General features: G+C 64.2%; 25 protein-coding genes. 11 read left to right on the top strand and 14 right to left on the bottom strand.

Annotated features, from left to right (window positions below; all coding sequences use genetic code 11):
• Nucleotides 1-64 precede the first annotated feature (64 nt).
• Together NDO48_RS08600 and NDO48_RS08595 are read right to left on the bottom strand one after the other, a co-directional pair.
• Nucleotides 65-460, bottom strand: coding sequence for a DUF4345 family protein (locus NDO48_RS08600; RefSeq protein ID WP_267321320.1), 396 nt, complete (start codon nt 458-460; stop codon nt 65-67).
• A 69-nt stretch (nt 461-529) separates the two neighbouring features.
• Nucleotides 530-1234, bottom strand: a complete 705-nt coding sequence (locus tag NDO48_RS08595; protein ID WP_267321319.1) for an aspartate/glutamate racemase family protein — start codon at nt 1232-1234, stop codon at nt 530-532.
• Nucleotides 1235-1364: 130 nt separating this feature from the next.
• On the opposite strand from NDO48_RS08595, the gene NDO48_RS08590 reads away from it, so the two are divergent.
• Entirely contained in the window at nt 1365-1883 is a 519-nt protein-coding gene (locus NDO48_RS08590; RefSeq protein ID WP_267321318.1) for an SAM-dependent methyltransferase, read from the top strand.
• 1 nt (nt 1884) lies between these two features.
• Here the strand turns inward: NDO48_RS08590 and NDO48_RS08585 are convergent, their stop codons facing one another.
• On the bottom strand, nt 1885-4068 hold the full coding sequence (locus tag NDO48_RS08585; protein ID WP_267321317.1) for a primosomal protein N': 2184 nt from the start codon (nt 4066-4068) through the stop codon (nt 1885-1887).
• 90 nt (nt 4069-4158) lie between these two features.
• Here NDO48_RS08585 and fsa point away from each other — a divergent pair, with 90 nt between their 5' ends.
• Nucleotides 4159-4812 (top strand): fructose-6-phosphate aldolase, encoded by a 654-nt coding sequence (gene fsa, locus NDO48_RS08580; RefSeq protein WP_026227632.1) that lies wholly within the window; start codon nt 4159-4161, stop codon nt 4810-4812.
• 61 nt (nt 4813-4873) lie between these two features.
• On the opposite strand, the gene NDO48_RS08575 is transcribed toward fsa, so the two are convergent.
• A complete protein-coding gene (locus tag NDO48_RS08575) occupies nt 4874-5311 on the bottom strand; it encodes an Lrp/AsnC family transcriptional regulator (RefSeq protein WP_018430157.1) in 438 nt (145 codons plus the stop codon).
• Nucleotides 5312-5443: 132 nt separating this feature from the next.
• Between NDO48_RS08575 and NDO48_RS08570 the strand changes: the two genes are divergently transcribed.
• Nucleotides 5444-6343: a DMT family transporter gene (locus tag NDO48_RS08570; protein WP_267321316.1), complete on the top strand. Its 900-nt coding sequence runs from the start codon at nt 5444-5446 to the stop codon at nt 6341-6343.
• Here NDO48_RS08570 and NDO48_RS08565 read toward each other — a convergent pair.
• Genes NDO48_RS08565 through leuS form a run of 3 tightly spaced genes read right to left on the bottom strand, consistent with a single transcriptional unit; the run spans nt 6340 to nt 10665 of the window.
• Complete coding sequence (locus tag NDO48_RS08565; protein ID WP_267321315.1) at nt 6340-7473, bottom strand: AAA family ATPase; 1134 nt, start codon at nt 7471-7473, stop codon at nt 6340-6342. The genes NDO48_RS08570 and NDO48_RS08565 overlap by 4 nt on opposite strands.
• A gap of 23 nt (nt 7474-7496) precedes the next feature.
• Entirely contained in the window at nt 7497-8060 is a 564-nt protein-coding gene (gene lptE / locus NDO48_RS08560) for an LPS assembly lipoprotein LptE (RefSeq protein WP_267321314.1), read from the bottom strand.
• Nucleotides 8047-10665 (bottom strand): leucine--tRNA ligase, encoded by a 2619-nt coding sequence (gene leuS, locus NDO48_RS08555; protein ID WP_267321313.1) that lies wholly within the window; start codon nt 10663-10665, stop codon nt 8047-8049. The genes lptE and leuS overlap by 14 nt, the downstream gene beginning before the upstream one ends.
• 143 nt (nt 10666-10808) lie before the next feature.
• Between leuS and NDO48_RS08550 the strand changes: the two genes are divergently transcribed.
• Nucleotides 10809-11471, top strand: coding sequence for a YggS family pyridoxal phosphate-dependent enzyme (locus tag NDO48_RS08550; protein ID WP_267321312.1), 663 nt, complete (start codon nt 10809-10811; stop codon nt 11469-11471).
• Nucleotides 11472-11553: 82 nt separating this feature from the next.
• Here the strand turns inward: NDO48_RS08550 and NDO48_RS08545 are convergent, their stop codons facing one another.
• The 3 genes from NDO48_RS08545 to NDO48_RS08535 all read right to left on the bottom strand — a co-directional run bounded on the left by NDO48_RS08545 (nt 11554) and on the right by NDO48_RS08535 (nt 14388).
• Nucleotides 11554-12660 (bottom strand): branched-chain amino acid ABC transporter substrate-binding protein, encoded by a 1107-nt coding sequence (locus tag NDO48_RS08545; protein WP_267321311.1) that lies wholly within the window; start codon nt 12658-12660, stop codon nt 11554-11556.
• Between the two features lie 217 nt (nt 12661-12877).
• Nucleotides 12878-14008: a T6SS phospholipase effector Tle1-like catalytic domain-containing protein gene (locus tag NDO48_RS08540; protein ID WP_267321310.1), complete on the bottom strand. Its 1131-nt coding sequence runs from the start codon at nt 14006-14008 to the stop codon at nt 12878-12880.
• Nucleotides 14009-14115: 107 nt separating this feature from the next.
• The gene (locus NDO48_RS08535; protein WP_018430165.1) at nt 14116-14388 is read right to left on the bottom strand and encodes an usg protein; all 273 of its coding nucleotides are present in this window, start codon (nt 14386-14388) and stop codon (nt 14116-14118) included.
• A gap of 309 nt (nt 14389-14697) precedes the next feature.
• Between NDO48_RS08535 and acs the strand changes: the two genes are divergently transcribed.
• Nucleotides 14698-16653, top strand: coding sequence for an acetate--CoA ligase (gene acs / locus NDO48_RS08530; protein WP_267321309.1), 1956 nt, complete (start codon nt 14698-14700; stop codon nt 16651-16653).
• A 50-nt stretch (nt 16654-16703) separates the two neighbouring features.
• Here acs and NDO48_RS08525 read toward each other — a convergent pair whose 3' ends face one another.
• The gene (locus NDO48_RS08525; RefSeq protein ID WP_267321308.1) at nt 16704-16931 is read right to left on the bottom strand and encodes an excalibur calcium-binding domain-containing protein; all 228 of its coding nucleotides are present in this window, start codon (nt 16929-16931) and stop codon (nt 16704-16706) included.
• Between the two features lie 260 nt (nt 16932-17191).
• Here NDO48_RS08525 and NDO48_RS08520 point away from each other — a divergent pair, with 260 nt between their 5' ends.
• The 3 genes from NDO48_RS08520 (at nt 17192) to NDO48_RS08510 (ending at nt 18895) form a co-directional block, all read left to right on the top strand.
• Nucleotides 17192-18016, top strand: coding sequence for a creatininase family protein (locus NDO48_RS08520; protein ID WP_026227634.1), 825 nt, complete (start codon nt 17192-17194; stop codon nt 18014-18016).
• 119 nt (nt 18017-18135) lie between these two features.
• On the top strand, nt 18136-18552 hold the full coding sequence (locus tag NDO48_RS08515) for a MerR family transcriptional regulator (protein WP_267321333.1): 417 nt from the start codon (nt 18136-18138) through the stop codon (nt 18550-18552).
• Nucleotides 18500-18895, top strand: a complete 396-nt coding sequence (locus tag NDO48_RS08510) for a carboxymuconolactone decarboxylase family protein (RefSeq protein ID WP_267321307.1) — start codon at nt 18500-18502, stop codon at nt 18893-18895. Before NDO48_RS08515 ends, NDO48_RS08510 begins: the two co-directional genes overlap by 53 nt.
• A gap of 301 nt (nt 18896-19196) precedes the next feature.
• On the opposite strand, the gene NDO48_RS08505 is transcribed toward NDO48_RS08510, so the two are convergent.
• From NDO48_RS08505 to NDO48_RS08495, 3 genes are all read right to left on the bottom strand, one after another.
• Nucleotides 19197-19652, bottom strand: a complete 456-nt coding sequence (locus NDO48_RS08505; RefSeq protein ID WP_267321306.1) for a thermonuclease family protein — start codon at nt 19650-19652, stop codon at nt 19197-19199.
• A gap of 44 nt (nt 19653-19696) precedes the next feature.
• On the bottom strand, nt 19697-19966 hold the full coding sequence (locus NDO48_RS08500; RefSeq protein WP_018430172.1) for a PepSY domain-containing protein: 270 nt from the start codon (nt 19964-19966) through the stop codon (nt 19697-19699).
• Between the two features lie 65 nt (nt 19967-20031).
• Nucleotides 20032-20244 carry a DUF1674 domain-containing protein gene (locus tag NDO48_RS08495; protein ID WP_267321305.1) on the bottom strand — a complete coding sequence of 71 codons (213 nt, stop codon included), beginning with the start codon at nt 20242-20244 and terminating at the stop codon, nt 20032-20034.
• 185 nt (nt 20245-20429) lie between these two features.
• Here NDO48_RS08495 and htpX point away from each other — a divergent pair, with 185 nt between their 5' ends.
• From htpX to NDO48_RS08480, 3 genes are all read left to right on the top strand, one after another.
• A complete protein-coding gene (gene htpX, locus NDO48_RS08490) occupies nt 20430-21449 on the top strand; it encodes a zinc metalloprotease HtpX (RefSeq protein WP_267321304.1) in 1020 nt (339 codons plus the stop codon).
• Entirely contained in the window at nt 21440-22849 is a 1410-nt protein-coding gene (locus tag NDO48_RS08485) for an RsmB/NOP family class I SAM-dependent RNA methyltransferase (RefSeq protein WP_267321303.1), read from the top strand. Before htpX ends, NDO48_RS08485 begins: the two co-directional genes overlap by 10 nt.
• A gap of 104 nt (nt 22850-22953) precedes the next feature.
• Nucleotides 22954-24684 (top strand): heparinase II/III family protein, encoded by a 1731-nt coding sequence (locus NDO48_RS08480; RefSeq protein WP_267321302.1) that lies wholly within the window; start codon nt 22954-22956, stop codon nt 24682-24684.
• Nucleotides 24685-24704: the final 20 nt, after the last annotated feature.

Here is a 24704-nt window from a genome sequence, read left to right as displayed (position 1 = left end):
GCAACACGTCCTCTAACAGGCTCATCGGGCACTATTGTCGCATCCTGGGGATGAAGCTGCCGATTCACGGCCAGAAGCCGAAAACGAAGCCCAGAGGCAGGGCCGCCAACGCCACTTCGATTACGATAGCCACCCAATTATAGGGCGTGTTGGCGCCATCGGACATCATCGCCACGATGCGGCCGAAGGCAGTGAACAGCCAGGACACGCCGAGCGCGATGTAAAGCCAAGGCTGGGCCAGCAAAATCGTGCACAGACCGACGCCAAGGAAGAAGCCGGCCATGGTCGCCCGCCCCTGCGCAATGGCTTCGGGATTGTCGGGCCGCGCCTGGAGCCGAAGAATGCGGAACGCGATTCTCGGCGCGAAAAACAGGATGGCGCCGAACAGCAGCGTCGCAACGGCCGAGCTCCAGGCCAGCCATTCGCCCTGGCTGACCGGCCACGGAAAGGTAAATGCCATTGGATTGTCCCCCGACGGTTGCTGGCGTGAATTTACCCGAGCGCCCGGCAGGCGCAACAGGCGCCGGTATCAGGCGAGCGCAAAATCGACGGCGGCAGTTGCGTGGATCGCAGTGGTATCGAAGACCGGGATATCGAAATCATCCCGGCCGATCAGCATGGTGATCTCGGTGCAGCCCATGATCAGCCCGTCTACGTCGCGGCCCTCCGGCGCGCTGCGCAATCGCTCGACCTCCTGGAGGTAAGCCGCCTTGGACTCGGGCTTGACCACGCCCCGCACCAATTCCTCATAGATGATGCGATGGACGATCTCGCGCCCCGCCTCGTCAGGAACCGTGGCGACGATCCCATGCCCATCCGCGAGCCTGTCCCGGTAGAAGTCCTGCTCCATTGTGAAGCGCGTCGCCAACAGCAAAGGCCTGGAGACGCCTGAAGCCTTCATCGCCTCGGCGGTGGCGTCGGCGATGTGGATCAGTGGAACGGACACCCTTGCCTGGATGTCGTCGGCCATGCGGTGCATGGTGTTGGTGCAGATCACCAGGGCCTCAGCGCCCGCCTGCTCAAGGGTGCGGGCCGCCTCGACCATCATGTCGGTCGCTCCGGCCCAGTCATCCGCATGCTGGCGCTCGGCGATCTCCGCGAAATCGAACGACCACAGCAAAAGCTTGGCCGAGTGCAGCCCACCGACGCGGCGTCGGACCTCCTCGTTGATCAAGCGATAGTAGATCGCCGTCGATTCCCAGCTCATGCCGCCAATAAGGCCGATTTTCCGCATCTTTTCCCCGCCGACAACAGGTGATTGCCAAGGAGTCTGGGCGATAGCACGACACCTCATGCGGGGATATAGCCTCGCCGCTCGTGCCGTCATACGCTGTTGGCGGCTGCCGAGGGGAGGACTTGGCCTGATGACCGTTCCCGAACGCATATCCTGGGCCCTGTCGCATCTTGGCGTCCAACCTGGAGATCGCCTGTTCGAGATCGGTTGCGGCCGCGGCGTCGCGATCGCGCTGATCGCCCAAAAACTTGGCGACGGTCACGTCGTCGGGCTCGACCGCTCCGACAGCGCGGTAAAGGCAGCGAAGGCGCGGAACGCCGATGCCATTGCCTTGGGTAAGGTGGAGATCGTGGAGTCCACGCTCGCCGACTACACCGCCACGGCCGGCAGCTTCGACAAGATTTTCGCAATCAACGTCAACCTGTTCTGGCTCGAGGCGATGCGCGAGCTGGCCGTGCTGAAGCCGATGCTTGCTCCCGGCGGCAGGCTGTTCCTGTTCTTCGAACCGCCCGGCATCAGTCAGATCGAGACCATCATGCGCGCCGTCGAGATCAGGCTGAAGGGTGCCGGCTATTTGGTCGACGAGGTCGTCGCTGGCCCGACGCCGAACACGCCGCTTCTGGGCATCATTGCCCGGCCGGCGGACTGAGCTACAGGAAACTCTGCGGGTCGATATCGACCTGCACGCGCACTGAGCCGCGGACCTTGGGCCCTTCTGAAAGCATCTCCTTGATGTAGCCCTGGATGTCCGCCTTGCGGTCGGCCTGGACAAGCAGGCGGAAACGGTGACGCCCGCCGACCATTGCAAGCGGTGCTTCGGCCGGTCCCAGCACATGCACATCCTGCGCAACCTTGGCGGCACGGCGCAGGCCGCGCGCATGGCTCTCCGCCTCGGCGCGTGTCGCAGCACTGACGATGACGCCGGCGAGCCTGCCGAAAGGCGGCAACGCCGCGCGTTCACGCTCATTGATCTCGCGGTCGTAGAAGGCCTCCGAATCGCCCGAGACAATCGCCCGCATGACAGGATGGTCGGGCTGGAACGTCTGCAGCAGGCCAAGGCTCTTCTTGCCGGTGCGGCCGGCGCGGCCCGTCACCTGCGACAGCAGCTGATAGGTGCGTTCTGCGGCGCGTGGGTCACCATTGGCGAGGCCCAAATCGGCATCGACCACGCCGACCAGCGTCATGTTCGGAAAGTTGTGGCCCTTTGCGACGAGCTGCGTGCCGATGACAATGTCGGCCTCGCCATTGGCAATGGCTTCCAGCTCGAGCCTGAGTCGCTTCACGCCGCCAAGCATGTCCGACGACAAGACGATGGTGCGGGCCTCGGGGAAATGATGAACCACCTCCTCGGCGATGCGCTCGACACCGGGGCCACAGGCGACCAGGTGATCGAAGGTGCCGCATTCCGGGCAGGCTTCGGGTCGTTTCTCGTTGTGGCCACAATGGTGGCAGACGAGCTGGCCGCGAAAGCGGTGCTCAACCAGCCAGGCCGAGCACACCGGGCAGCCGAAACGATGGCCGCAGACCCGGCAAAGCGTCAGCGGCGCATAGCCGCGCCGGTTGAGGAACAGCAGCGACTGCTCTTGCCGGCCAAGGTTCTCGCGCATCTTGCCGAGCAGGACGGGCGACAGGAAGCCGCCACGTGCCGGCGGCGACCGGCGCATGTCGATGGTGGCGAGATGCGGCAGCGCTGCTTCGGCAAAGCGCGCCGACAGCACGGTGCGGCGATACTTGCCCTGCTCGGCATTGACCCGGCTCTCGACCGATGGCGTGGCCGACGCCAACACCACGGGGAAGCCGCCGATATGGGCGCGCACCACGGCCATGTCGCGGGCGTTGTAGAAAACACGGTCCTCCTGCTTGTAGGCGGGGTCGTGCTCTTCATCGACGACGATGAGGCCAAGCTCCTTGAACGGCAGGAACAGCGCCGAACGCGCCCCGGCGACGACGCGAACGCCGCCCTCCGCCACCTGGCGCCAGACGCGTTCGCGCATGCGCGGCGGCAGGTCAGAATGCCATTCCGCCGGCTTGGCGCCGAAGCGGTTCTGGAAACGTTCGAGAAAGGCCTGGGTCAGCGCGATCTCCGGCAACAGGATCAGCACCTGCTTGCCCTTGTCGAGCGCTGCCGCCACGGCCTCGAAATAGACCTCGGTCTTGCCTGAGCCGGTGACGCCATCGATTAGGCTGACGCCGAAGCGGTCGGCTGCCACCAGTTCGCGCAGATCCTGGGCGGCCGCCTGCTGTTCGCCAACGAGCTCTGCCGTCGCGTAGGACGTGTCGGGCGCCGCCACCACCGGGCGCGGTGGGATCATCACCGTTTCGAACACGCCCTGCGCCTTGAGCCCGTCGACGACGGTCGACGACACGCCGGCCGCATGCGCCAGGCCCGAGCGCGTCCAAGCCATGCCGTCATTGGCCATCTCGAGCACGCGCTCGCGCGCCGAGGTCATCCGGTCCGGGCTCGCCTCGGTGCGCACGATGCCTTCCGTCCATGGCTCGGGATCGAAGGCCTCCGGCGCCCGCAGGATCATGCGCGCCACCATGCCAGGGGGCGAGATCGTGTATTGGGCTACCCAGTCGACCAGACGCCGCATATCGGCATTGACAGGCGGGCAGTCGAAGACATGGGCGATCGCCCGCAGCTTTTTCGGGTCAACGGCCTCTACCGGCCCATCCCAGACGATGCCGGCGACTTCGCGCGGCCCCAGCGGCACGCGCACGATCGAACCGGGCACGACATCCATGCCTTCGGGGACTGCATAGGAGTACGCCCGCTCGGCCGGCATCGGCACGAGCACGGGTGCGGCCCTTCTTGTTGGCGAATCGGCGGTCATGACGCGTGACCTTGCCCCGAACTTGGTTTAGAGCAAAGGCCGACACGTGCCGTGCCCCGGCGGCATGCTTCCATTGCCAAGGAGACCACCATGAAGTTTTTCGTCGACACCGCCGACGTCAAGGACATCCGCGAGCTCAATGAGCTCGGCCTGCTCGACGGCGTCACCACCAACCCGTCGCTGATCCTCAAGTCCGGTCGCAACATCGCCGAAGTGACCAAGGAAATCTGCGACATCGTCGACGGCCCGGTCTCCGCGGAAGTGGCTGCCACCGAATATGCCGAGATGATGAAGGAAGCTGCGGTTCTGTCGAAGATCGCCGACAACATCTGCATCAAGGTGCCGCTCACCCTCGACGGCCTCAAGGCCTGCCGCGCCCTGACCTCGGAAGGCCGCATGGTCAATGTTACACTGTGCTTCTCCGCCAACCAGGCACTCCTCGCCGCCAAGGCCGGCGCCACCTTCATCTCGCCCTTCATTGGCCGTCTCGACGACATGGCTGTCGACGGCATGGAGCTGATCGCCGAGATCCGCCACATCTATGACAACTACGGCTTCGACACCGAGATCCTCGCGGCCTCGATCCGCTCGACCGAGCACGTCAAGCGCGCCGCCCTCATCGGCGCCGACGTCGCCACCATCCCGCCGGCAACGCTGAAGGCGCTGGTCAAGCACCCGCTGACCGACAAGGGCCTCGAGATGTTCCTGGCCGACTGGGCCAAGACCGGCCAGAAGATCGGCTGATCTTTTTCGTCAAGACGACCAAAGCCGGCGCCCCCAGCGCCGGCTTTTTTGTATCTGCAGTTCACAGAAGCGGCGGCAGACGCCGCTTGACCGGCTGCGCCTTGACGATCGAGCTGCTCGTCTCCGCCTTGTCGGCGATGCGGTCCAGAATCTTGTCGAGTTCGTCGATGGAACGGATGTGCAGCCGCGCGACGAAGCAATCGTCGCCCGTCACCTTGTCGCATTCCGAGAATTGCGCGATCTGCTGGATCAGGTCCTGCACCACATGCAACTTTCCGGGCAGCGGCCTGATGCGGACGATCGCCTGCAAGGTGTAGCCGAGGGCTGCGGGGTCCACCTCGATGGTGAAGGCGCGGATGACGCCCCGCTCCTCCAGCCGCTTCAGCCGCTCCGATGCGCTCGGCGACGACAGGCCGACGCGTTGGGCAAGGTCCTTGAGCGAAATCCTGGCATCCTCGACCAGGATTTCGACGATGCGCCTGTCGAGGTCGTCAAGCATTTTTCGCTCCTGAGCCAAGATGGGAGAACCACCTTACATTGTTAGGCTATTCCGGGCAAATGGCTGCGCCGACTCATATATTTCCGCAGTCTCCCTGCGCACAATACGCCTCATTCAGCAAGGAGCAGGAACATGACGGACCAGACGCGCGGTACGATCGAAATGACCGCGGCAATGGTGATCTCAGGCACGATCGGACTGTTTGTCGTCCTCTCCGGCCAGCCCGTCATGTCGGTGGTGTTCTGGCGCTGCGCCTTCGGGACGCTCACCCTGCTGGCCATCTGCGCCGGGCTCGGCCTGTTTCGCCCTGACATCGTCTCTCGCAGGCAGATCGTCTATGCCATCATCGGCGGCGTGGCCATCGTCGCCAACTGGGTATTGCTCTTCGCCGCTTTTCCGCGCGCCTCGATCTCCATCGCAACCGCCGTCTACAACACCCAGCCTTTCATGCTGGTGGCGCTCGGTGCGCTGCTCTTCGGCGAGCGCATCACGTTGGCCAAGCTGGGCTGGCTGCTGGTGGCCTTCGCCGGCATGCTGATGATCGTCCAGGGAAAGTCGGGCACGGCCCATGTCGGCACGGACTATCTGGGCGGCATCCTGCTCGCCCTCGGTGCCGCCTTCTTCTACGCCATAGCCGCGATCGTGGCGAAGAAGCTGAAGGGCGTGCCGCCGCATCTGATTGCACTGATCCAGGTCGCGGTCGGTGTCGTCATGCTGGCGCCCTTCGCCAATCTCGCCAACCCGCCGGTCGATATTGGCAGCTGGGCGCTCCTCGTGACCATCGGCGTCGTCCACACCGGCCTGATGTACATCCTGCTTTACGGCGCGATCCAGAAGCTGCCGACCAATCTGGTCGGTGCCCTGTCCTTTATCTACCCGGTGGTGGCTATCGCCGCCGATTACATCGCCTTCGGCCAGCGCCTGCAGCTTCTGCAACTGGCCGGCGCTGCCGCGATCCTGCTTGCCGCCGCGGCGATGACGTTGGGCTGGACGTTCACGCGACGTCGGGTCGCCTGCCACGAAGCCGGTTAATCCTCGTCGTCTGGCATCTCACCTGTGATGCGCATTCCCTCGATGCTGGTCGCGCCTTCGTTGCGCACCACGGTGAGCGGCCGCGCCCCGGTGCGATCACGAACAAGGTCGGCCAGTTCGCGCGAATGGGTGACGATCCAGACCTGTGTCCGCTCGGCCGCCTTGGCGATCATTTCGGCCAGCGCCGGCATCATGCGCGGATGCAGGCTCGCCTCGGGCTCGTTCAGCGCAATCAGCTTCGGCAAGCGATAGGACAACAGCGCCCCGGCAAGCGCCAGGAACCTGATCTGTCCGTCCGACAACTCTTGCGGCCTGAACACGCGCTGCGGAAACTCCGGCAACACCAGTCCGAAAGTGGCTGTTTCCTCGGGCACGGGCACGACGAGTTGCGCCCCGCCCAGCGCCTCGGCGATGCAGCGATCGAGATCAACGGTGTCTTCGCGAATGTGCTTCAGCGTCGCGAACACGGCGGCAAGGTTGGCGCCATCCTCGTCGAGCATCGGCGACGTCGTTGCCAGCGCTGGTCGGCGCACCGGCGAATCGGCGTCGGTGCGGAAGCCATGATAGAAGCGCCAGCTGCTGACTGCGGCGCGCATATCGCCGACCTCGGGGTAGCGCCCTGCCCCACCCAGCAGCGCCAGTGCCGTCTCAGAGTTCAGCACGCGCTCTGGATGTTCCACCCGACGTCCGTCGGCGTCGCGGGCATAAATCGTCTGGCCCTTGCGCGACATCATCTCGACCGGGCGCCGCCCTGCCTCGACGCTGAGCGTCTCTTCCTTGACGTGGGGTTCGAAGGCAAAGCCGGCCGAAACAGGCGGTGGCAAACCGATCTCGACCTTGTAGGCGTAACATGCCGCCGTCTCGTCATCGAGGAACGCAGCATCGATGATGACGCGCACCGGTTGTCCCACCCGCCGCTTGCCCGACCACAAGGCCGAACTCATGCCGCCCTCGCCGGCAATCTCGCGAGCGAGCGTGCCTTCGGCCGAAGCCTTGATGAGCTGGAGCGCGCGATAGAGGTTGGACTTGCCGACGCCGTTTTCGCCAACGAAGACGGCGACCTGGCCGATGTCGAGCCGGATCGAACGAAGCGACCGATAGCCGGCGGCTGAAAACGAGGTCAGCCGCATCGACCGCTCCGCTTCATGACGCCCTAGCGCTTGGTCATTTCCTGGGCGATGGCGAGCCGCAGCAGTTCGGCCAGCTCACGCGCCGCACGGTTTTCCGCATCGCGCTGGGCCCGCATGTTGGCGTATTCCTGACGCGGCCGGTCATAGGACGACGTCACGCTGCGTCTGCCGCTGGCCACGACCTTGGCCGTCTTGATGTCGGTCACGGCATAGGTGCCCGTCAGGGTCACCGTGCCTGCGGTCGGCTCGTCGTCCTTGCTCGTCACCTGGGCGAGAAGCGACGACTCCGTCAGCGACGCGACCGAAAGGTCCATCGAATAGGGCGCCGTGGCCGGCTGCCCTGCCCCGCCATTGAACATGAAGATCAGATGGTTGCGGACTTCCTGGCCGTAACGCGTGTTGACCGGCTTGATGTTGATCGAAGCCAGCTGCGTTGCCGTTCCGGCCTCGACGCCCGCCGATGCCGGTCCGTCCGAATAGAGCGGGCGGACCGTGCAGGCCGAAGCGAGCACGATGGAAGAAAGCAACGCGACGCGCGCGACGGCACGCAACGAACCGTTGGACTTACGCGCCTCAGGCAACGACATTGACGATCCTCTGCGGCACAACGATCACCTTGCGCGGCGACTTACCATCCAGCGCCTTCTGCACTGCTTCCAGTGCCAGCGCCGCTTTTTCGACGGTCAATTGATCTGCGTCGCGGGCAATTGTCAAATCCGCCCGCTTCTTGCCGTTGATCTGAATCGGGTAAGTGATTTCGTTGTCGACGATCAGTGCCGGATCGAATGTCGGCCACGGCCTGTCAGCAACCATTCCCTCACCGCCGATCGACGTCCAGCACTCTTCCGCCAAATGCGGCATCATCGGCGCGATCATCACGATCAGGATGTCGACCGCCTCGCGCAGCGCCGAAACCATCTCGACCGAAGCCTTGCCTGCAGCCGCATCGGCCAGCGGAGCCTGCAGCGTGTTGCTCAGCTCGTAGATGCGCGCGACGGCCTTGTTGAAGGCCAGCTTGCCGATGTCCTCGCCGACCGCCTTCAGCGCCTTGTGCGCCGCCTTGGAGACCGCAGCGGCATCGCCGTCATGCGCGGCCTTCGGCTCGGCCTTGGCCAGCACGTCTGCCGATTCGGAGATCAGGCGCCAGACGCGCTGCACGAAACGGTGGGCGCCTTCGACGCCGGCCTCGGTCCAGATGACGTCGCGCTCGGGTGGCGAGTCCGACAGCATGAACCAGCGGGCCGTATCGGCGCCGTAGCTGGCGATGATGTCGTCGGGGTCGACCACGTTCTTCTTCGACTTCGACATCTTCTCGATCGAGCCGATCTCGATGGGCGTGCCGTTGGAGAGCAGCGCCGCGCGGCGCTTTCCATCGACTTCCTCGATCTTGATCTCGGCCGGCGTGACCCAGCCGTACGGACCCTTATAGGTCTCGTGCACGACCATGCCTTGCGTGAACAGCCCCTTGAACGGCTCGGCCAGATTCAGATGGCCGGCCTCGCGCATTGCCCGAGTGAAGAAGCGCGAATAGAGCAGGTGCAGGATCGCATGCTCGATGCCGCCGATATACTGGTCGACCGGCAGCCACTCGTTGGCGGCCTTCGGATCGGTCGGCTCGTTCTCCCACGGTGCGGTGAAGCGCGCGAAATACCACGACGAATCGACAAACGTGTCCATCGTGTCGGTCTCGCGGCGCGCATCCTTGCCGCATTTCGGGCAAGCGACATGGCGCCAGGTCGGATGACGGTCGAGCGGATTGCCCGGACGGTCGAACTCGACATCGTCAGGCAGCTTGACCGGCAGGTCGGCCTTCGGCACCGCCACCACGCCGCAATCGTCGCAGTGGATCATCGGGATCGGGCAACCCCAGTAACGCTGGCGCGAAATGCCCCAGTCGCGCAGGCGGAACTGCACCTTGCGCTCGCCCATCGGTCGGTTGCCGATCGAGATCTGCTCGAGACGGGTGGCGACGTCGTTGAACGCGTCCTTCGGCTTCATGCCATCGAGGAAGCGCGAATTGATCATCACGCCGTCGTCGGTATAAGCCTCCTCTGTGACCTGGAAGGTCGCGGCATCGCCGCCTTCCGGCATCACCACCGGAACCACCGGCAGACCATACTTGTTCGCGAAATCGAGGTCGCGCTGGTCCCCAGACGGGCAGCCGAAGATAGCGCCCGTGCCGTAGTCCATCAAAACGAAGTTCGCGACATAGACCGGCAGCGTCCAGCTCGGATCGAATGGATGGACGACGCGGATGCCGGTGTCCATGCCCTTCTTCTCGGCGGTCTCGAGCGCTGCGACCGACGTGCCCATGCGGCGCACGTCTTCCATGAAGGCGGCGAGCTCGGGCTTGCTCTCGGCAGCCTTCTTGGCCAGCGGATGGTCGGCCGAGATCGCCATGAACGAGGCGCCGAAGATCGTGTCCGGACGCGTCGTATAGACTTCCAGCTCGCTCTCGCCAGCGGGTGCCGTACCTTCAGCCAGCGGCCAGCGGATCAGCAGGCCTTCCGAGCGGCCGATCCAGTTGCGCTGCATCAGCTTGACCTTCTCGGGCCACTCGTCGAGGCCATCGAGCGCATCGGACAGGTCCTGCGCGAAATCGGTGATCTTGAAGAACCACTGCGTCAGCTCGCGCTGTTCGACCAGCGCGCCCGAGCGCCAGCCGCGTCCGTCGATCACCTGCTCGTTGGCGAGCACGGTCATGTCCTCTGGGTCCCAGTTGACCTTCGAGGACTTGCGCGTCACCAGGCCCTTCTCGACGAAGTCGATGAACAGCATCTGCTGGCGGTGATAATAGTCGACGTCGCAGGTCGCGAACTCGCGGCTCCAGTCGAGCGACAGGCCCATCGACTTCAGCTGCGTTCGCATCGTGTCGATGTTCTGGTAGGTCCACGCCTTGGGGTGGACCTTGTTCTGCATCGCCGCGTTTTCCGCAGGCATGCCGAAGGCGTCCCAGCCCATCGGGTGCAGCACGTTGCAGCCCAGCGCCCGGCGATAGCGCGCCACGACGTCGCCCATCGTGTAGTTGCGGACGTGGCCCATATGGATGCGGCCCGACGGATAGGGGAACATCTCGAGCACGTAGTATTTCGGCCGTGGATCGTCGTTCACGGTCTCGAAGAGCTTTGCGTCGGCCCAGGCCTTCTGCCATTTGGGTTCGGACGCGCGCGGATTGTATCGTTCGGTTGCCATCGGATGTTTTTCACTTAAAAGCGTGCGTGGACCGGGGCGAAAACCCGCGGTTCAGGAAATCGTTGCCGGGTGTTCATCATGGATTCCCGGACCCGTCAACTCCGGCAGCCCGGGGGCGGGCAAAAAGCAGCAGGGCCAGCGGCATGGAAAACTCGGTCGAACAGCTAACGCTGGTGAAGCATAAGATAGGTGCGGCCGAGCGCGAAGCCAACAGACAGGACGGATCGGCAACGCTCGTCGCAGTCTCCAAGACCTTCGACGCCGAGCACATTCGCCCCGTCATCGAAGCCGGCCAGCGCGTTTTTGGCGAAAACCGCGTCCAGGAGGCGCAGGGTAAGTGGCCGGCGCTGAAGGCCGAATTCTCCGACATCGATCTCCACCTCATCGGCCCGCTCCAGTCCAACAAGGCCAAGGAGGCGGTCGCCCTGTTCGACGTCATCGAAACCGTCGACCGTGAGAAAATCGCCGCCGAGCTTGCCAGGGAAATCGAGCGCCAGGGCCGCGCCCCGAAACTCTATGTCCAGGTCAACACCGGCTCCGAGCCGCAGAAGGCCGGAATCGAGCCGCGCGAGGCTGTGGCCTTCGTCAAGCGCTGTCGCGAGATTCACGGCCTCGCCATCGAAGGCCTGATGTGCATCCCGCCGGCCGAAGAAAACCCGGGGCCGCATTTCGCCCTGCTGGCGAAGCTGGCACGCGAGGCCGACGTCGACAAGCTGTCGATGGGCATGTCCAGCGACTATGAGCTGGCAGTTGCATTCGGCGCCACCAGCGTACGTGTCGGCTCAGCGATCTTCGGCAGCCGCTGAAGAGCACCGAGCTGAAAACGGCTGAGCAACAAAAAAGGGCCGGAGCTTTCGCCCCGGCCCTTTTTAGACAAATCGCTCAGGCTTACTCGGCCGCGACGATCTTGCCGCCTTCCCACTTGAACAGCGAGAAGCTCGGCGAAGTCAGGTCGCCGCTCTCACCATAGGTCAGGTTGCCGATGGCAGTCGCAATCGGCTCGCCCGACTTCAGTGCCGTGGCGACTGCAGCCGTGTCGTCGGCCTTGCCGGCCTTCTCGATACCGGCCTTCAGCACTTCGACCGCTGCATAGGCGTTGAGCGTGAAGGCCTCGGCGGGAATGCCCTTGTCCTTCAGGATCTTGACCGCGTCGGCCGAGGCCGGGTTCTTCAACGCATCGGAAGCGTTGGTGAACAGCGTGCCGGCCGCAGCTTCGTTGCCGATCGCCCAGAACTCGGTGTTCGACAGGCCCTCGCCGCCGATGATCACGGCGTTGACGCCGCCATCCTTGAGCTGGCGGGCCAGCAGGCCGCCCTCGGGGTGGTAGCCGCCGAAGTAGATCACGTCGACATTGTCGGCCTTGAGGCGCGTGACGAGTGCCGACAGGTCCTTCTCACCTGGGGTGAGCGAGTTGTACTGCACTTCCGTCACGCCAGCCTTGTTCAGCGCTGCCTTGAAGGCATCGGCCAGACCCTTGCCGTAGGTACCCTTGTCGTGAACGACCGCGATGCGCTTGTCCTTGAGGTTCTTGAGCACATAGGCGGCAGCCACTTCGGCCTGCTGGTCGTCGCGGCCGCAAGTGCGCAGCACGTTGGTCAGGCCGCGGTTGGTCAGGTCAGGCGCCGTCGCGGTCGGGGTGACCATCAGGATGCCGTTCTCGGCAAAAACGTCCGAAGCCGGAATTGCCACGCCCGAAGTGACCGGGCCGACGACGTATTTCACGCCTTCGCCGACCAGAAGGTTGGCCGCCGAAACACCCTGCTTGGGATCGCCAGCGTCGTCGGCGAGCTTCAGCACGATCTTCTCGCCAAGGATGCCGCCCTTTTCGTTGATGGCGTCGACCGCCGCCTGGGCGCCGTTCTTGACCTGATCGCCATAGGCGGCCACCGGGCCGGTGAGCGGGGCGACGAGGCCGATGGTAATGTCGGCGCGCGCCGCCGAACCGAAGGCAACAAGTGCCGCGAGCGAAACGCCCGCGAGGATTTTCAAGTTCATGGTTTTCTCCCTTTGACCGCCACTCCCAACGGGTGCGGCGGAAGTTCCGAGCCGAGCGCCGCATGGGACGCATGTGCGCTCTGACACTTACGCATCGCCCAATCGCCGGGCCGATGCACTGCATCGGGCAATACCCTCCCGGCGCTCCGGCTGCAATCGGCCCAGCCGTCGGGAACAGGCTTTTGATTTGTGCCAGCAGTGCTCCTGCTGACAAGAGCTAGCCGAAATAGCGGCTCACACGCGGATGCCGCCTGAGCGGCTCGGGCCGGTAGGATAGCGCAAAATCGTCGAAGCGACGCTCGATATTGGCGCACAGCCTGTCGAGATCCTGGGCCTTGCCGCGCACCGTGCGCTCGCCGGGCAGCCAGAAGATGCCGAGGCCGGTGCGCTCGTCATGGACCTCGCCAAGCACCTTGCCATCGAGGTCGACCGCTATCGGGAAGTCGAGGCCCGACAGGACGCGGAGCCGGTCGACCATCCAGCCGAGGCTGAGCAGGGCAAGGCGGTCGTCGTCGGCATAACCGCCGCCAATGTCGGAATGCACGCCGGGAAACCAGCATTGCTCGATGACCTGGCCGGCGGTGCGGCTTGCGGCATCGGGATCTGCCCACAGCACCGGCGCAAAGGTCTTGCGGTTCTCGTCGACCGACAATGCGTGCAGACCGACCGGCACGCGCGTCGACAGTTCGTTGTCGTGGAACTCGTGCTGGTACGGATTGACCGCGTTCATGATGCCGGGCAGGCCGAGCGCCCGCACCGTATCGAACACGCCGATGACATCGGGCACCACGGCCTGCCCGGCATACCGGGCGGCGAAATCCGCGCCGGCTTTCCGTCGCTCCGAACCGTTCTTGATCTTGTAGGCCTTGACGGCCTCCTCCGCGATCGCCCGTCGCCTGATCGCCCCTGGTCCGGTTTCGTCGCGTGAAATCGGCGCGCCCTTGTCGGTCATGGCGATGCCGCAGACCGAAAGCACGCCGCCGACGCAGCGGGCGGTGTAGGCACCGCGGGAAAATCCGAACAGCCCGATCTTCATGCCGGGGCGCCATTCCCGCAGCAGCGCCTCGTAGCAGTCGACGATGTTGGCGGTGATGCCCCAGCCGGTGGCCTTGCTCCAGAGATTGCGCAAGGTGCGCGTCCAGTCCCATTCGCCCTCTTCCGGCGCGCCGAGCCCGGCATCGTAGAAGGCCCTGATACCCGGCCTGCCGTCAATGGCCGAATACATCTGGAAGACATTGGTGTTCTTGAAGTGCTGGTCGCCTATCTGCTCGACCTCGTCGGCCCTGACGCCGCGCTGGCCGGTGCCGTCTGAAAAGACCAGAACCCAAGCATCGCTTGTCTGAGACATGCCGCCTTCCCCCGATTGCCAGCCCGCCACATCAGGATGTTAGCACGCCGACAGGGCGACATGCGCCTGCCTGCGGTCAACTGGGTTAATCGGGGTTGGAGACGGCCTCAGTGCAGCACAAACTCGCCGTCGACCCTGCGCCACTCGTTGGGAGCAATCAGCTTGCGGTGTGTGTAATGCACCGAATGCAGCGGCCCCTCCAGCTTGGCCCGCCAGAACTCGATGAAGCCGAACAGGATCGGGAATTTCGGCGCCAGATCGTAGTCTTGCCAGATGTAGGTCTGCAGCACATGAGGATGGTCGGGCAGATGATAGAGGATTTCGGCCGTGGTCAGGCCGTAGCCCTTGAGCATAAGTTCCAGTTCAGAAGCGTCGCGCATTGCAAGCCTTCCGTGTCGAACAGCTCCTCCACGGCACAACTCTGCGCCGCAGCAGTTAACCGTCTGCTAAATCAACGAAAATCGTATATGATAGTTCCAAGAAATCAGCAGTTTAGCACTCGACCGAAGGCAGTGCTGATCGCTATATAGCGGCGGCGATTTGCCGCTGCGGAAAGACCGCGGCCAAATCCAAGGTCTAATATTGTGGCGAGGCGCGAATTGATAATAATGCGCGCCAACGCGGCTCCAGTGCCGCCGTCCGCCGGCCACAAGGAGCCGCCGGATCGTTTCCGGGAGGAAGGGAGAGAAATGTCCGAAGTCCGTGTCCACCGCGTCCAGCCGGCGTGGAAGAAGAATGCGCTGATCGACAACGACACCTACCTGAAATGGTACGGCGAGAGCGTCAAGAACCCCGACAAGTTCTGGGGCAAGCACGGCAAGCGCATCGACTGGTTCAAACCCTACACCAAGGTCAAGAACACCTCCTTCACCGGCAAGGTCTCGATCAAGTGGTTCGAGGACGGCCTGACCAACGTCTCCTACAACTGCATCGACCGCCACCTGAAGAAGCGCGGCGACCAGACCGCCATCATCTGGGAAGGCGACAACCCCTACGACGACAAGAAGATCACCTACAACGAGCTCTACGAGCATGTCTGCCGTCTTGCCAACGTGATGAAGAAGCACGGCGTCAAGAAGGGCGACCGCGTCACCATCTACATGCCGATGATTCCTGAAGCGGCTTATGCGATGCTTGCCTGCACGCGTATCGGCGCCATCCATTCGATCGTCTTCGGCGGCTTCTCGCCAGACGCGCTCGCCGGCCGCATCGTCGACTGCGAATCGACCTTCGTCATCACCGCCGACGAGGGTCTGCGCGGCGGCAAGGCCATTCCGCTCAAGGAAAACACAGACAAGGCAATCGACATTGCCGCCAAGCATCATGTCATGGTCAAGGACGTGCTGGTGGTGCGCCGCACCGGCGGCAAGATCGGCTGGGCGCCGGGCCGCGACCACTGGTATCACGACGAGGTTCGTTCGGTGAAAGCCGAATGCAAGCCCGAGAAGATGAAGGCCGAGGATCCGCTGTTCATCCTCTACACGTCGGGTTCGACCGGCAAGCCGAAGGGCGTGTTGCACACGACAGGCGGCTATCTCGTCTACGCCTCGATGACCCATCAGTATGTCTTCGACTACCATGACGGCGACATCTACTGGTGCACGGCCGATGTCGGCTGGGTCACCGGCCACAGCTACATCGTCTATGGTCCGCTTGCCAATGGCGCTACCACGCTGATGTTCGAGGGCGTGCCCAACTACCCGTCCGCCTCGCGTTTCTGGGACGTCGTCGACAAGCACAAGGTCAACATCTTCTACACCGCCCCCACCGCCATCCGCGCCTTGATGGGCGCCGGCGACGACCATGTGAAGAAGACCTCGCGCAAGTCGCTGCGCGTTCTTGGTTCGGTCGGCGAGCCGATCAATCCGGAAGCCTGGGAATGGTATTACAACGTCGTCGGCGACAAGAAGGTGCCGATCGTCGATACCTGGTGGCAGACCGAAACAGGCGGCATCCTGATCACGCCGCTGCCGGGCGCCACCGACCTCAAGCCGGGCTCGGCGACACGGCCGTTCTTCGGCGTGGTTCCCGAACTGGTCGACAACGAGGGCAAGGTGCTCGAGGGTGCGGCCGACGGCAACCTCTGCATCACCGACTCCTGGCCAGGCCAGATGCGCACCGTCTATGGCGACCATGAGCGCTTCATCCAGACCTACTTCTCGACCTACAAGGGCAAGTACTTCACCGGCGACGGCTGCCGCCGCGACGACGACGGCTACTACTGGATCACCGGCCGCGTCGACGACGTGATCAACGTCTCCGGCCACCGCATGGGTACGGCGGAAGTCGAGTCGGCGCTGGTCAGCCACGACAAGGTCTCGGAAGCCGCCGTCGTCGGCTACCCGCACGACATCAAGGGCCAGGGCATCTACAGCTACGTCACGCTGATGTCCGGCATCGAGGCCACCGAGGACCTGCGCAAGGAACTCGTCGCCCATGTCCGCAAGGAGATCGGCGCCATCGCCTCGCCCGACAAGATCCAGTTCGCGCCAGGCCTGCCCAAGACCCGCTCAGGCAAGATCATGCGCCGCATTCTCCGCAAGATCGCCGAGGACGATTTTGGTGCGCTGGGCGACACCTCGACGCTGGCCGATCCGGCTGTGGTCGACGACCTGGTCGCCAACAGGCAAAACAAGAAAGCCTGACGAACACGCCCTCCCCCGCGTCATCGATGCGGGGGATTTTGCTTCCGGCATCAACAGCCGATCCGGTCGCGCAACTGATCGACCAGTTCCTTGGACGGGCAGACGTTCTCGCAAGGGATACCGTCATTGTCGGCATCGGCGCGCCGATAGCCGTTGCACCACAACTCGACAGCCTCGGCGCATGAACTCACCTGCTTGCAGCTTCGAGCCTGGGCCAGCACGACAGGCAGGCCGTTCGAACCTTCCAATTCCATGCGCGCCGCAGAACCCGTTTCCATCGATGTGATCAGAAGAAATCCAAGGATCGGCGCGATCCGCATGCACGTCTGAAGCAATTTCATCCCCCAAAAGCCCGGCACACGATAGCCCTGAGGTTCGCTCAATCAAAGCCGCGCGGCGCCAATCCTCGGCCGGCGATCTGCACCCGCCCAACAGGCCTCACCTTACCTGGTCCAACGCCTTCTCCGGCGCGCCCATTGACAACATTGCATATTGGAAAAATATTTTCCTATACGATAATTTCCAAAGGAGTTGCCGGATGGCACGAGAAGTTGAGTGGGCACGGATGACCGCGCCGGACCTGCGCGAGATCGCGGCGCGCGGCAACGCCATGGCGATCCTGCCTGTCGGCTCGCTGGAGCAGCACGGCCCTCATCTGCCTGTCATCACCGACACCGCCAGCGCCGAAGCGGCAGCCCGGCGCGCGGCGCGCTTGATCGCCGATGACGTGCCGCTGGCCGTGCTTCCCGGCCTGTGGCTCGGCATGAGCGAGCACCACCTGCCTTTCGGCGGCACGATCAGCCTCGACTACACCGCCTATTTCCATGTGCTGAAGTCGATCGTCCGGTCGCTGAAGGCCATCGGCTTCGAGCGCCTCCTGATCGTCAACGGTCATGGCGGCAACATCGACCCGCTGGCGATGTCGACGCGCGAACTGGCGGTCGAGTTCGCCATGCCCATCGTCTACACGACGCCCTGGATGCTGGCGCCCGAGGAAACGGCAGCGCTGTTCGAAACCGACAACGGCCCCAAGCACGCTTGCGAGGGCGAGGCTTCGGTGATGCTGGCGATTTCTCCCGACACGGTGAAATCGGACAAGTTCGAGGAGGCCTTCACCGCCGAGGCCGGCAAGCGCGAGGCGCCCGACGGCGCGCACCGCTTCTACTCGTTCTCCGAACGCGCGCCCAACACCGGCACATGGGGCGTTCCGGCCAAGGGCACGGTTGAGAAAGGCGAGCTCTTCCTCGACCTGCACGCCAGGGAACTGGCCAAGCTGATCGTCGATCCGATCCTGTGGACCCGACCGGATCCCGTCTGGAGGGCAGGACGCGGCCTCGGCACGCGCGACGGCCGCGCCGACTGACATTCCCATACACGCAGCCGCGCCTGGATGGCGCTCGCCGCGTCTTCTGAAAACGGCCTTGACTTAGAGTGCGCTCGAACACCTAGCATCGCGAGCGTCGTAACGAGACAAGGTTGATTATGAAGATCGGCGAGCTTGCCAGGCGCAGCGGTTTGACCGCCTACACCATCCGCTACTACGAGCAGATCGGCTTGTTGCCTGTCGCCGACAAGGATGCATCGGGGCAGCGCGACTACGATACCTCGATCCTCTCCTGGATCGAGTTCCTCGGTCACCTCAAGACCACCGGCATGCCGATCCGCGAAATGCTGCGTTATGCAGCTCTTCGACAGATGGGTCCGGCCACCGACGCCGAGCGATGCGCCCTGCTCGAAACACACCGCGACAAGGTGCGGGCGCATATCGCCGACCTCCAGTCTAACCTCCTCGTTCTCGACGCCAAGATTGCCGGCTATGGCGACGCAGAAAAAAGGATCGAGACCAATGGACATCAGCAACGAAAGCCGCTTCGAGCGCGGGAAGCGCGCCCTGGCTGAGATCGACGGCGAAGGCGGGCAGAGGGTCGTGGATTCGCTGGCCGACATCGCGCCCGATTTCGCCCGCTACATCATCGAGTTCCCGTTCGGCGACATCTACTCGCGCCCCGGCCTCGACCTCAGGTCGCGCGAGATCGCGACGATCGCAGCACTGACCGCGCTCGGCAACGCCGCCCCGCAGCTCAAGGTCCATATCCAGGCCGGGATCAATGTCGGACTCAGCCGCGACGAGATCGTGGAAACCATCATGCAGATGGCCGTCTATGCCGGCTTCCCGGCCGCGCTCGACGGCCTGTTCGCCGCCAAGGAGGTGTTTCATGGGGAACACAGCCTGGCCGCATAATCGGCCAAGCAATCGGTAGTGTGCATGTCGCACTTGCACATTCGACAAAAGCACCCCACCTTGGGCTTGTGTTCAACGAACTGAAAGGAGGTGATCCGATGTCGAGTGATTTCGTTTTCCAGAACGTGGCCTCAGCGGATTGCCCTTTCGGGAAGCAGTCTTCCCGTTAAGGCGCGAGAAGCGCGGCTGGTGACCCATCGGGTTGCAGCCTGAGCCGCGCCATGGACGGAAACACGGAAAGGCCGCACCTTCGCAAGAAGGGCGGCCTTTTTTGTTTGACCGAACCGCTGAAGACGGCCGCTCAGCCGCACCAGCCTGCGCGCTTGCCGCCGCCATATGGACGCACAAGGCCACCCTTGAGCATGGCCGCACCGATTGCAGCACCTGTCTCGGTGCTGACGTCGGCCAGCACGCGACCGTAATATTTGGCGCTGCCGATGTTGGTCAGGCTGACGGCGCGTTCGGCGACGAGGTCCGCCAGCGCGGAGCGCGCCATGAGCGCCGCGTCGCGCTCCGCCTGGCAACGGCTCTTCATCTCGGGCGCGTCGATACCGCGGATGCGGACGTTGACGCGCAGTGTCTGCCCCGGCCAGATTTCGGCGTCGGCAACAAACGTATCGCCGTCGAGCACTTCGACCACCTGCGCGCTGACCGGGCCTGCGAAGTTCTGACCGCGCTTGGCTTGCACATCCGGCGGCACCAGCGGGGTAACCGCCAGCGCAGCAGCAGCCAAAATCTTGAACGGACGATAATCCATTCAAGGTATTTATTCCTACAGGATGGAGTTTGCAATCACAGGCATCAAAGCCTGGGTTCACCGGTCACCGCATCGATCTTGATTTCGACCTTGGCCTTGTCTGTCGTGTAGTAGACGATGTCGTAATAGCCGTCCGTACTCCAGTCCACTTCCGAGACATAGCGGAACTGGCTGCGCTGCTCGATCCTGGCGATGATTTCGGAAAGCTTCAGCGACTTCTCCGCCGGCATGGGCGGCTCCTTGGTCTGCGCCTGAACCTGCGTCGCCACAAACAGCGCCACGATCAGCGCCGCAAGGATCGTCGATTTCATCATGATCGTCCCCTCCTTCGCTTGCGAGGAGGAGAACGAACGACCCTGCCTTCGGTTCCGTCCGACGCTCAGAAGTCGCTGGTCAGTCCCTTGATTTCCCAGTCGCCGTAGCGCCCCGGCTCCTTGCCGCCGCGCCCGCCTATCTCGCGGGGCCGCTTCGCCTCATCCGCCCTATAGGCTTCACGGCGTGCTTCCGCCTCCGCCAGGGCACGCATGGCGGCAGGCGAAAGCTCCTTCGGCGCCGGCGTTTCCGGAATGGTCTCTGGCTTGGCGTCGCTCATGGGAATCCTGCAAAGATGATTGAAACGGGGCCTGCCCTTGCCCATCATATAGCGAAGGCCAGCGTGATCTGCACCCCCTCGCGCGGCCATCGTATCGGCCCGAAATCTCCGACGATTACGGGCCCAGAAGTGTCAGGCGTCCTTGCTCGTTCGAATAAGCGTGCGGCGCTCCACAGGAGTAGACGATGAATATGATGCGGACGGCAATGCTGCTGGCGATCATGACGGCACTGTTCATGGGCGTCGGCTACCTCATTGGCGGCAGCGGCGGCATGACCATCGCCTTCTTCATGGCGGCGGCCATGAACCTGTTCAGCTACTGGAACGCCGACAAGATGGTGTTGCGCATGAACAACGCCGTCGAGGTCGACGAGCGCAATGCACCCGAATATTTCGCCATCGTGCGCGGCCTTGCCGCCAATGCCGGCCTGCCGATGCCCAAGGTCTACCTGATCGACAATCCGCAGCCCAACGCCTTTGCCACCGGCCGCAACCCCGACAACGCCGCAGTCGCTGCCACCACGGGCCTGCTCCAGCGTCTCAGCCACGAGGAAGTGGCAGCCGTCATGGCCCACGAACTCGCCCATGTGCAGAACCGCGACACGCTGACCATGACGATCACTGCCACGCTTGCCGGCGCGATCTCGATGCTCGGCAACTTCGCCTTCTTCTTCGGTGGCAACCGCAACAACAACAATCCGCTCGGCCTCGTCGGCGTCTTGGTGGCGATGATCGTGGCGCCTTTCGCAGCCATGATGGTGCAGATGGCGATCAGCCGCACGCGCGAATACTCCGCCGATCGCCGGGGCGCCGAAATCTGCGGCAACCCCCTGTGGCTCGCCTCTGCCCTTGACAAGATCGCCCGCAACGTCGAACGCATCCACAACCCCGAAGCAGAGCGCAATCCTGCGATGGCGCCTCTCTTCATCATCAATCCCCTTTCCGGCGAGCGTATGGACAATCTTTTCTCGACCCACCCCAACACCGAAAATCGCATCGCTGCGCTTCAGGCCATGGCGAATGAAGGTGTTGGCCGTCCCGCCCAGCGCCAGGCGCAGCAGCCGGCAACGCCGCAGCAGTCCGCGCCCTCGACCGAAGGGCCGTGGGGCAGCAGCCCTGCCCAGCCACAGCAGCAGCCTGAGCAGCCGCGCCAATCGGGTCCGTGGGGCCGCAATCCTTCCGGACCGAAGGGCCCGTGGTCGTGACGGACGCCGCACGCGGCCGCCCGCGACATCGCCCGAACGCAGGCAACAACAAGCCATCGGGACCTGATGCCGCGCCGAGCGCACCCGGCCTCGCCGCACGTATGGCGGCAGCGCGCCTGCTTGCCGCAACGATCGACGCCAAGACGCCGCTTGACGGACTTACCGATCATGAGCACGGCCACCCGCAGTTCCGCGCACTCGACATGCGCGATCGTGGCCTCGTCCGCGCCATCCTGGCAACGGCGCTTCGCCATCGCGTCACCATCGGCAAGCTGATCTCTCACCGCCTGGAAAAGCCGCTGCCTGCCAACGCCACAGCTCTTTCTCACATCCTGCATGTGGCGGCCGCCCAGATTCTTTTCCTCGACATTCCAGACAGTGCCGCCGTCGACCTCGCCGTCACCCATGCAAAGTCAGACCCGCGCACGGTGCGCTTCTCCGGCCTGGTCAACGGTGTGCTGAGGGCGATTGTCCGCGCCAAGGACGCGGAACTGCCGGCAGTGCTCGCCGAAACGGCCGACGCGCCCGACTGGTTCGTCGAAAGGCTGAACGCTGCCTACGGCGCGGACGAGGCAAAAAAGATTCTCACCGCCCACAGGCTCGAATCCCCCGTCGACTTCACCGTCAAATCCGATCCTCAGAAATGGGCCGGGGCCTTTGGCGGCATCGTCCTGCCGACCGGCACCGTCCGCCTCGAGAAGCTCAGCGGGCCGGTTTCCGACCTTCCGGGCTTTGCCGAGGGCGAGTGGTGGGTCCAGGACGCCGCGGCCGCCCTGCCGGCACGCCTGTTCGGCGACATCAAGGGCAAGCGCGTTGCCGACCTCTGCGCCGCCCCCGGCGGCAAGACGGCCCAGCTGGTGCTGTCGGGCGCCAAGGTCACCGCAGTCGAAGCCTCGAAGAACCGACTTGTGCGCCTCGCCGCCAATCTCGACCGGCTTGGGCTCGAGGCGGAAAAGGTCAATGCCGACCTGCTGGCCTACAAGCCGGATGAGCTTTTCGACGCCGTGCTTCTCGACGCGCCTTGTTCGTCGACCGGCACGGTGCGTCGCCATCCCGACGTGTTGTGGACCAAGTCGCTGGCCGACATCGCCAAGCTCGCAGCCGTCCAGCGCAAGCTGCTCGACGGGGCAGTCGAACTGGTGAAGCTGGGCGGAGCGATCGTCTTTTCCAACTGCTCCCTCGACCCGGAGGAAGGCGAATCGCTCGCCAAGGCCTTCCTGGTCGACCACAAGGGCAAGATCGAACTCGATCCGATTCGTCGCGACGAAGTGCCCGACATCTCCGCCTTCATCACATCTGAAGGCTATCTGCGCACCACTCCTGCCGGGCTAGACCTTGGCAACCCGGCGCTTTCGGGGCTCGACGGCTTTTTTGCCGCACGGTTCCGCCGCGTCGCCTGAAAGGCCAGCCTAATTCATCCAGCGGTTGTTAACGCAAAATTCACTCTCGCGCCCGCCTCTGAAACCACTTAATTTGACCTGGCCTGGGTGGCGCAGGAGGGACCTTGTCAATCGCGGCGGACAGCACGACGCGCCTTTGGGCGCTCGTCGCAAAGGAGTTTTGGCGCAAGACGCGCCGGCGCTTGCGCGCCGGCCCGATCTATCGTTGGCGCTATTCCGGCCGCACCCCCGAACGCGTTCTGATCGCGCCGCCTGACCTGCGCCTCGCCGATCCGCAGATCGCGCTCGAGATCTATTACGGCCGCTTCCCGCTGTCGGGCCATCTGGTCGAGACCGGCGGGCAGTCGCCCTTCCTCGTCGAGGTGCCGAACCGCGGCTGGCAGCGCAGCCTGCACGGCTTCCGCTGGCTGCGCCATATGCGCGCCGCCGGCACCGAGCTTGCCGCGGCCAATGCCCGGGCGCTCGTCTCCGACTGGATCACCATGCATGGCGGTCGCATCTCTGGTGTCGCCTGGGAGCCAGCCACCACGGCCAAGCGCATCATCGCCTGGCTGCAGCATTCGTCAGTGGTCCTGCAGGGCGCCGAGTTCGCCTTTTATCGCGCCTTTCTGCGCTCGCTTGCCGTCCAGATCCGCTATCTGCGCTCGATCGTGCGCGAGATGCCCAATGGCAAGGACAGGCTGCGGGCGCGGGTGGCACTCGCCTTTGCCGCGCTGTCGCTGCCGGTGCCGGCCACAGCGCTGCGATCCGCGACACGCAGCCTGGCCGAAGAACTCGACCGCCAGATCCTGCCTGACGGCGGCCACATCTCGCGCAATCCCATGGCGGTGCTCGAGATCCTTGCCGACCTCCTGCCGCTGCGCCACACCTACGCCAACCAGGCCGAACAGCCACCGGCGGCACTGATCAACGCAGTCGACCGCATGCTGCCGGCGCTGCGCTTCTTCCGCCATCAGGATGGCAGTCTTGCCCGCTTCAACGGCATGGGCGCGACCATCCACGACCGCATCGCTGCCATCCTGCGCCATGACGACACCGGCGGCGCGCCGCCTTTGCATGCCACCCATTCCGGTTATGAGCGACTGGCGCTGGGCGGCACCACAGTCATCGCCGATACTGGTGCGCCGCCGCCCATAGACGTGTCCAGCTACGCCCACGCCGGCTGCCTGTCTTTCGAGATGTCGTCGGGCCGCCAGCACTACATCGTCAATGCCGGCGTCGACACATATGGCATCGCCGAGCTGAGGCCCCTGGCGCGTGCCACCGCTGCGCATTCGACCGTCACCATCAACGACACCTCATCCGCCAGCTTCTCGCATTCCCAGCGCGTCAGCGGCCTGCTCGGCAGCCCGCTTGTCGCCGGCCCCAAGGCGGTGCCGGTGCAACGCTCGGACAGACCCGGCATTCACGGCTTCGTCGCCCGCCACGATGGCTACGCCCAGCGCTTCGGCCTGCATCACGAGCGCGAACTGTCGCTTGCGGCGGGCGGCAACATCCTGGAAGGCCGCGACCGCATCCTGCGCTCGGGCACGGCGCCGATAAAGAACGACGGCCGCGACCTCGTCACGGTGCGCTTTCACATCCACCCCGACGTCCAGCTGTTCCGCGACCAGAAGGAACGGCTGGTGCTGACCGGCCCCGACATCGACACCTGGGTTTTCATCTCGCCCGACGTGCCGGCCGAGGTCGAGGAATCGATCTATTTCGCCGGCCTCGGCGGTCCGCGCCGCTCGCGCCAGATCGTGCTTGCCTTCAAGGCCTCCGAGATTTCGGAGGTGCACTGGCAGTTCTCGCGCACCCGCATCATCGGCCGCATCGACAACGACCGGCTCTGAACAGGCGACGTCCCTAGGGA

Origin of the sequence: Aminobacter sp. MET-1, assembly GCF_026521175.1 — a bacterium.
In the GTDB taxonomy this organism is placed as follows: Bacteria; Pseudomonadota; Alphaproteobacteria; order Rhizobiales; family Rhizobiaceae; genus Aminobacter.
This window is presented reverse-complemented; position numbering and strand designations above follow the sequence as displayed.

Excerpts from the sequence above, each read along its gene's own strand:
- NDO48_RS08600 (WP_267321320.1), bottom strand. The coding sequence starts at position 460 with ATGGCATTTACCTTTCCGTGGCCGGTCAGCCAGGGCGAATGGCTGGCC.
- NDO48_RS08595 (WP_267321319.1), bottom strand. The coding sequence starts at position 1,234 with ATGCGGAAAATCGGCCTTATTGGCGGCATGAGCTGGGAATCGACGGCG.
- NDO48_RS08590 (WP_267321318.1), top strand. The coding sequence starts at position 1,365 with ATGACCGTTCCCGAACGCATATCCTGGGCCCTGTCGCATCTTGGCGTC.
- NDO48_RS08585 (WP_267321317.1), bottom strand. The coding sequence starts at position 4,068 with ATGACCGCCGATTCGCCAACAAGAAGGGCCGCACCCGTGCTCGTGCCG.
- fsa (WP_026227632.1), top strand. The coding sequence starts at position 4,159 with ATGAAGTTTTTCGTCGACACCGCCGACGTCAAGGACATCCGCGAGCTC.
- NDO48_RS08575 (WP_018430157.1), bottom strand. The coding sequence starts at position 5,311 with ATGCTTGACGACCTCGACAGGCGCATCGTCGAAATCCTGGTCGAGGAT.
- NDO48_RS08570 (WP_267321316.1), top strand. The coding sequence starts at position 5,444 with ATGACGGACCAGACGCGCGGTACGATCGAAATGACCGCGGCAATGGTG.
- NDO48_RS08565 (WP_267321315.1), bottom strand. The coding sequence starts at position 7,473 with ATGCGGCTGACCTCGTTTTCAGCCGCCGGCTATCGGTCGCTTCGTTCG.
- lptE (WP_267321314.1), bottom strand. The coding sequence starts at position 8,060 with ATGTCGTTGCCTGAGGCGCGTAAGTCCAACGGTTCGTTGCGTGCCGTC.
- leuS (WP_267321313.1), bottom strand. The coding sequence starts at position 10,665 with ATGGCAACCGAACGATACAATCCGCGCGCGTCCGAACCCAAATGGCAG.
- NDO48_RS08550 (WP_267321312.1), top strand. The coding sequence starts at position 10,809 with ATGGAAAACTCGGTCGAACAGCTAACGCTGGTGAAGCATAAGATAGGT.
- NDO48_RS08545 (WP_267321311.1), bottom strand. The coding sequence starts at position 12,660 with ATGAACTTGAAAATCCTCGCGGGCGTTTCGCTCGCGGCACTTGTTGCC.
- NDO48_RS08540 (WP_267321310.1), bottom strand. The coding sequence starts at position 14,008 with ATGTCTCAGACAAGCGATGCTTGGGTTCTGGTCTTTTCAGACGGCACC.
- NDO48_RS08535 (WP_018430165.1), bottom strand. The coding sequence starts at position 14,388 with ATGCGCGACGCTTCTGAACTGGAACTTATGCTCAAGGGCTACGGCCTG.
- acs (WP_267321309.1), top strand. The coding sequence starts at position 14,698 with ATGTCCGAAGTCCGTGTCCACCGCGTCCAGCCGGCGTGGAAGAAGAAT.
- NDO48_RS08525 (WP_267321308.1), bottom strand. The coding sequence starts at position 16,931 with ATGGAAACGGGTTCTGCGGCGCGCATGGAATTGGAAGGTTCGAACGGC.
- NDO48_RS08520 (WP_026227634.1), top strand. The coding sequence starts at position 17,192 with ATGGCACGAGAAGTTGAGTGGGCACGGATGACCGCGCCGGACCTGCGC.
- NDO48_RS08515 (WP_267321333.1), top strand. The coding sequence starts at position 18,136 with ATGAAGATCGGCGAGCTTGCCAGGCGCAGCGGTTTGACCGCCTACACC.
- NDO48_RS08510 (WP_267321307.1), top strand. The coding sequence starts at position 18,500 with ATGGACATCAGCAACGAAAGCCGCTTCGAGCGCGGGAAGCGCGCCCTG.
- NDO48_RS08505 (WP_267321306.1), bottom strand. The coding sequence starts at position 19,652 with ATGGATTATCGTCCGTTCAAGATTTTGGCTGCTGCTGCGCTGGCGGTT.
- NDO48_RS08500 (WP_018430172.1), bottom strand. The coding sequence starts at position 19,966 with ATGATGAAATCGACGATCCTTGCGGCGCTGATCGTGGCGCTGTTTGTG.
- NDO48_RS08495 (WP_267321305.1), bottom strand. The coding sequence starts at position 20,244 with ATGAGCGACGCCAAGCCAGAGACCATTCCGGAAACGCCGGCGCCGAAG.
- htpX (WP_267321304.1), top strand. The coding sequence starts at position 20,430 with ATGAATATGATGCGGACGGCAATGCTGCTGGCGATCATGACGGCACTG.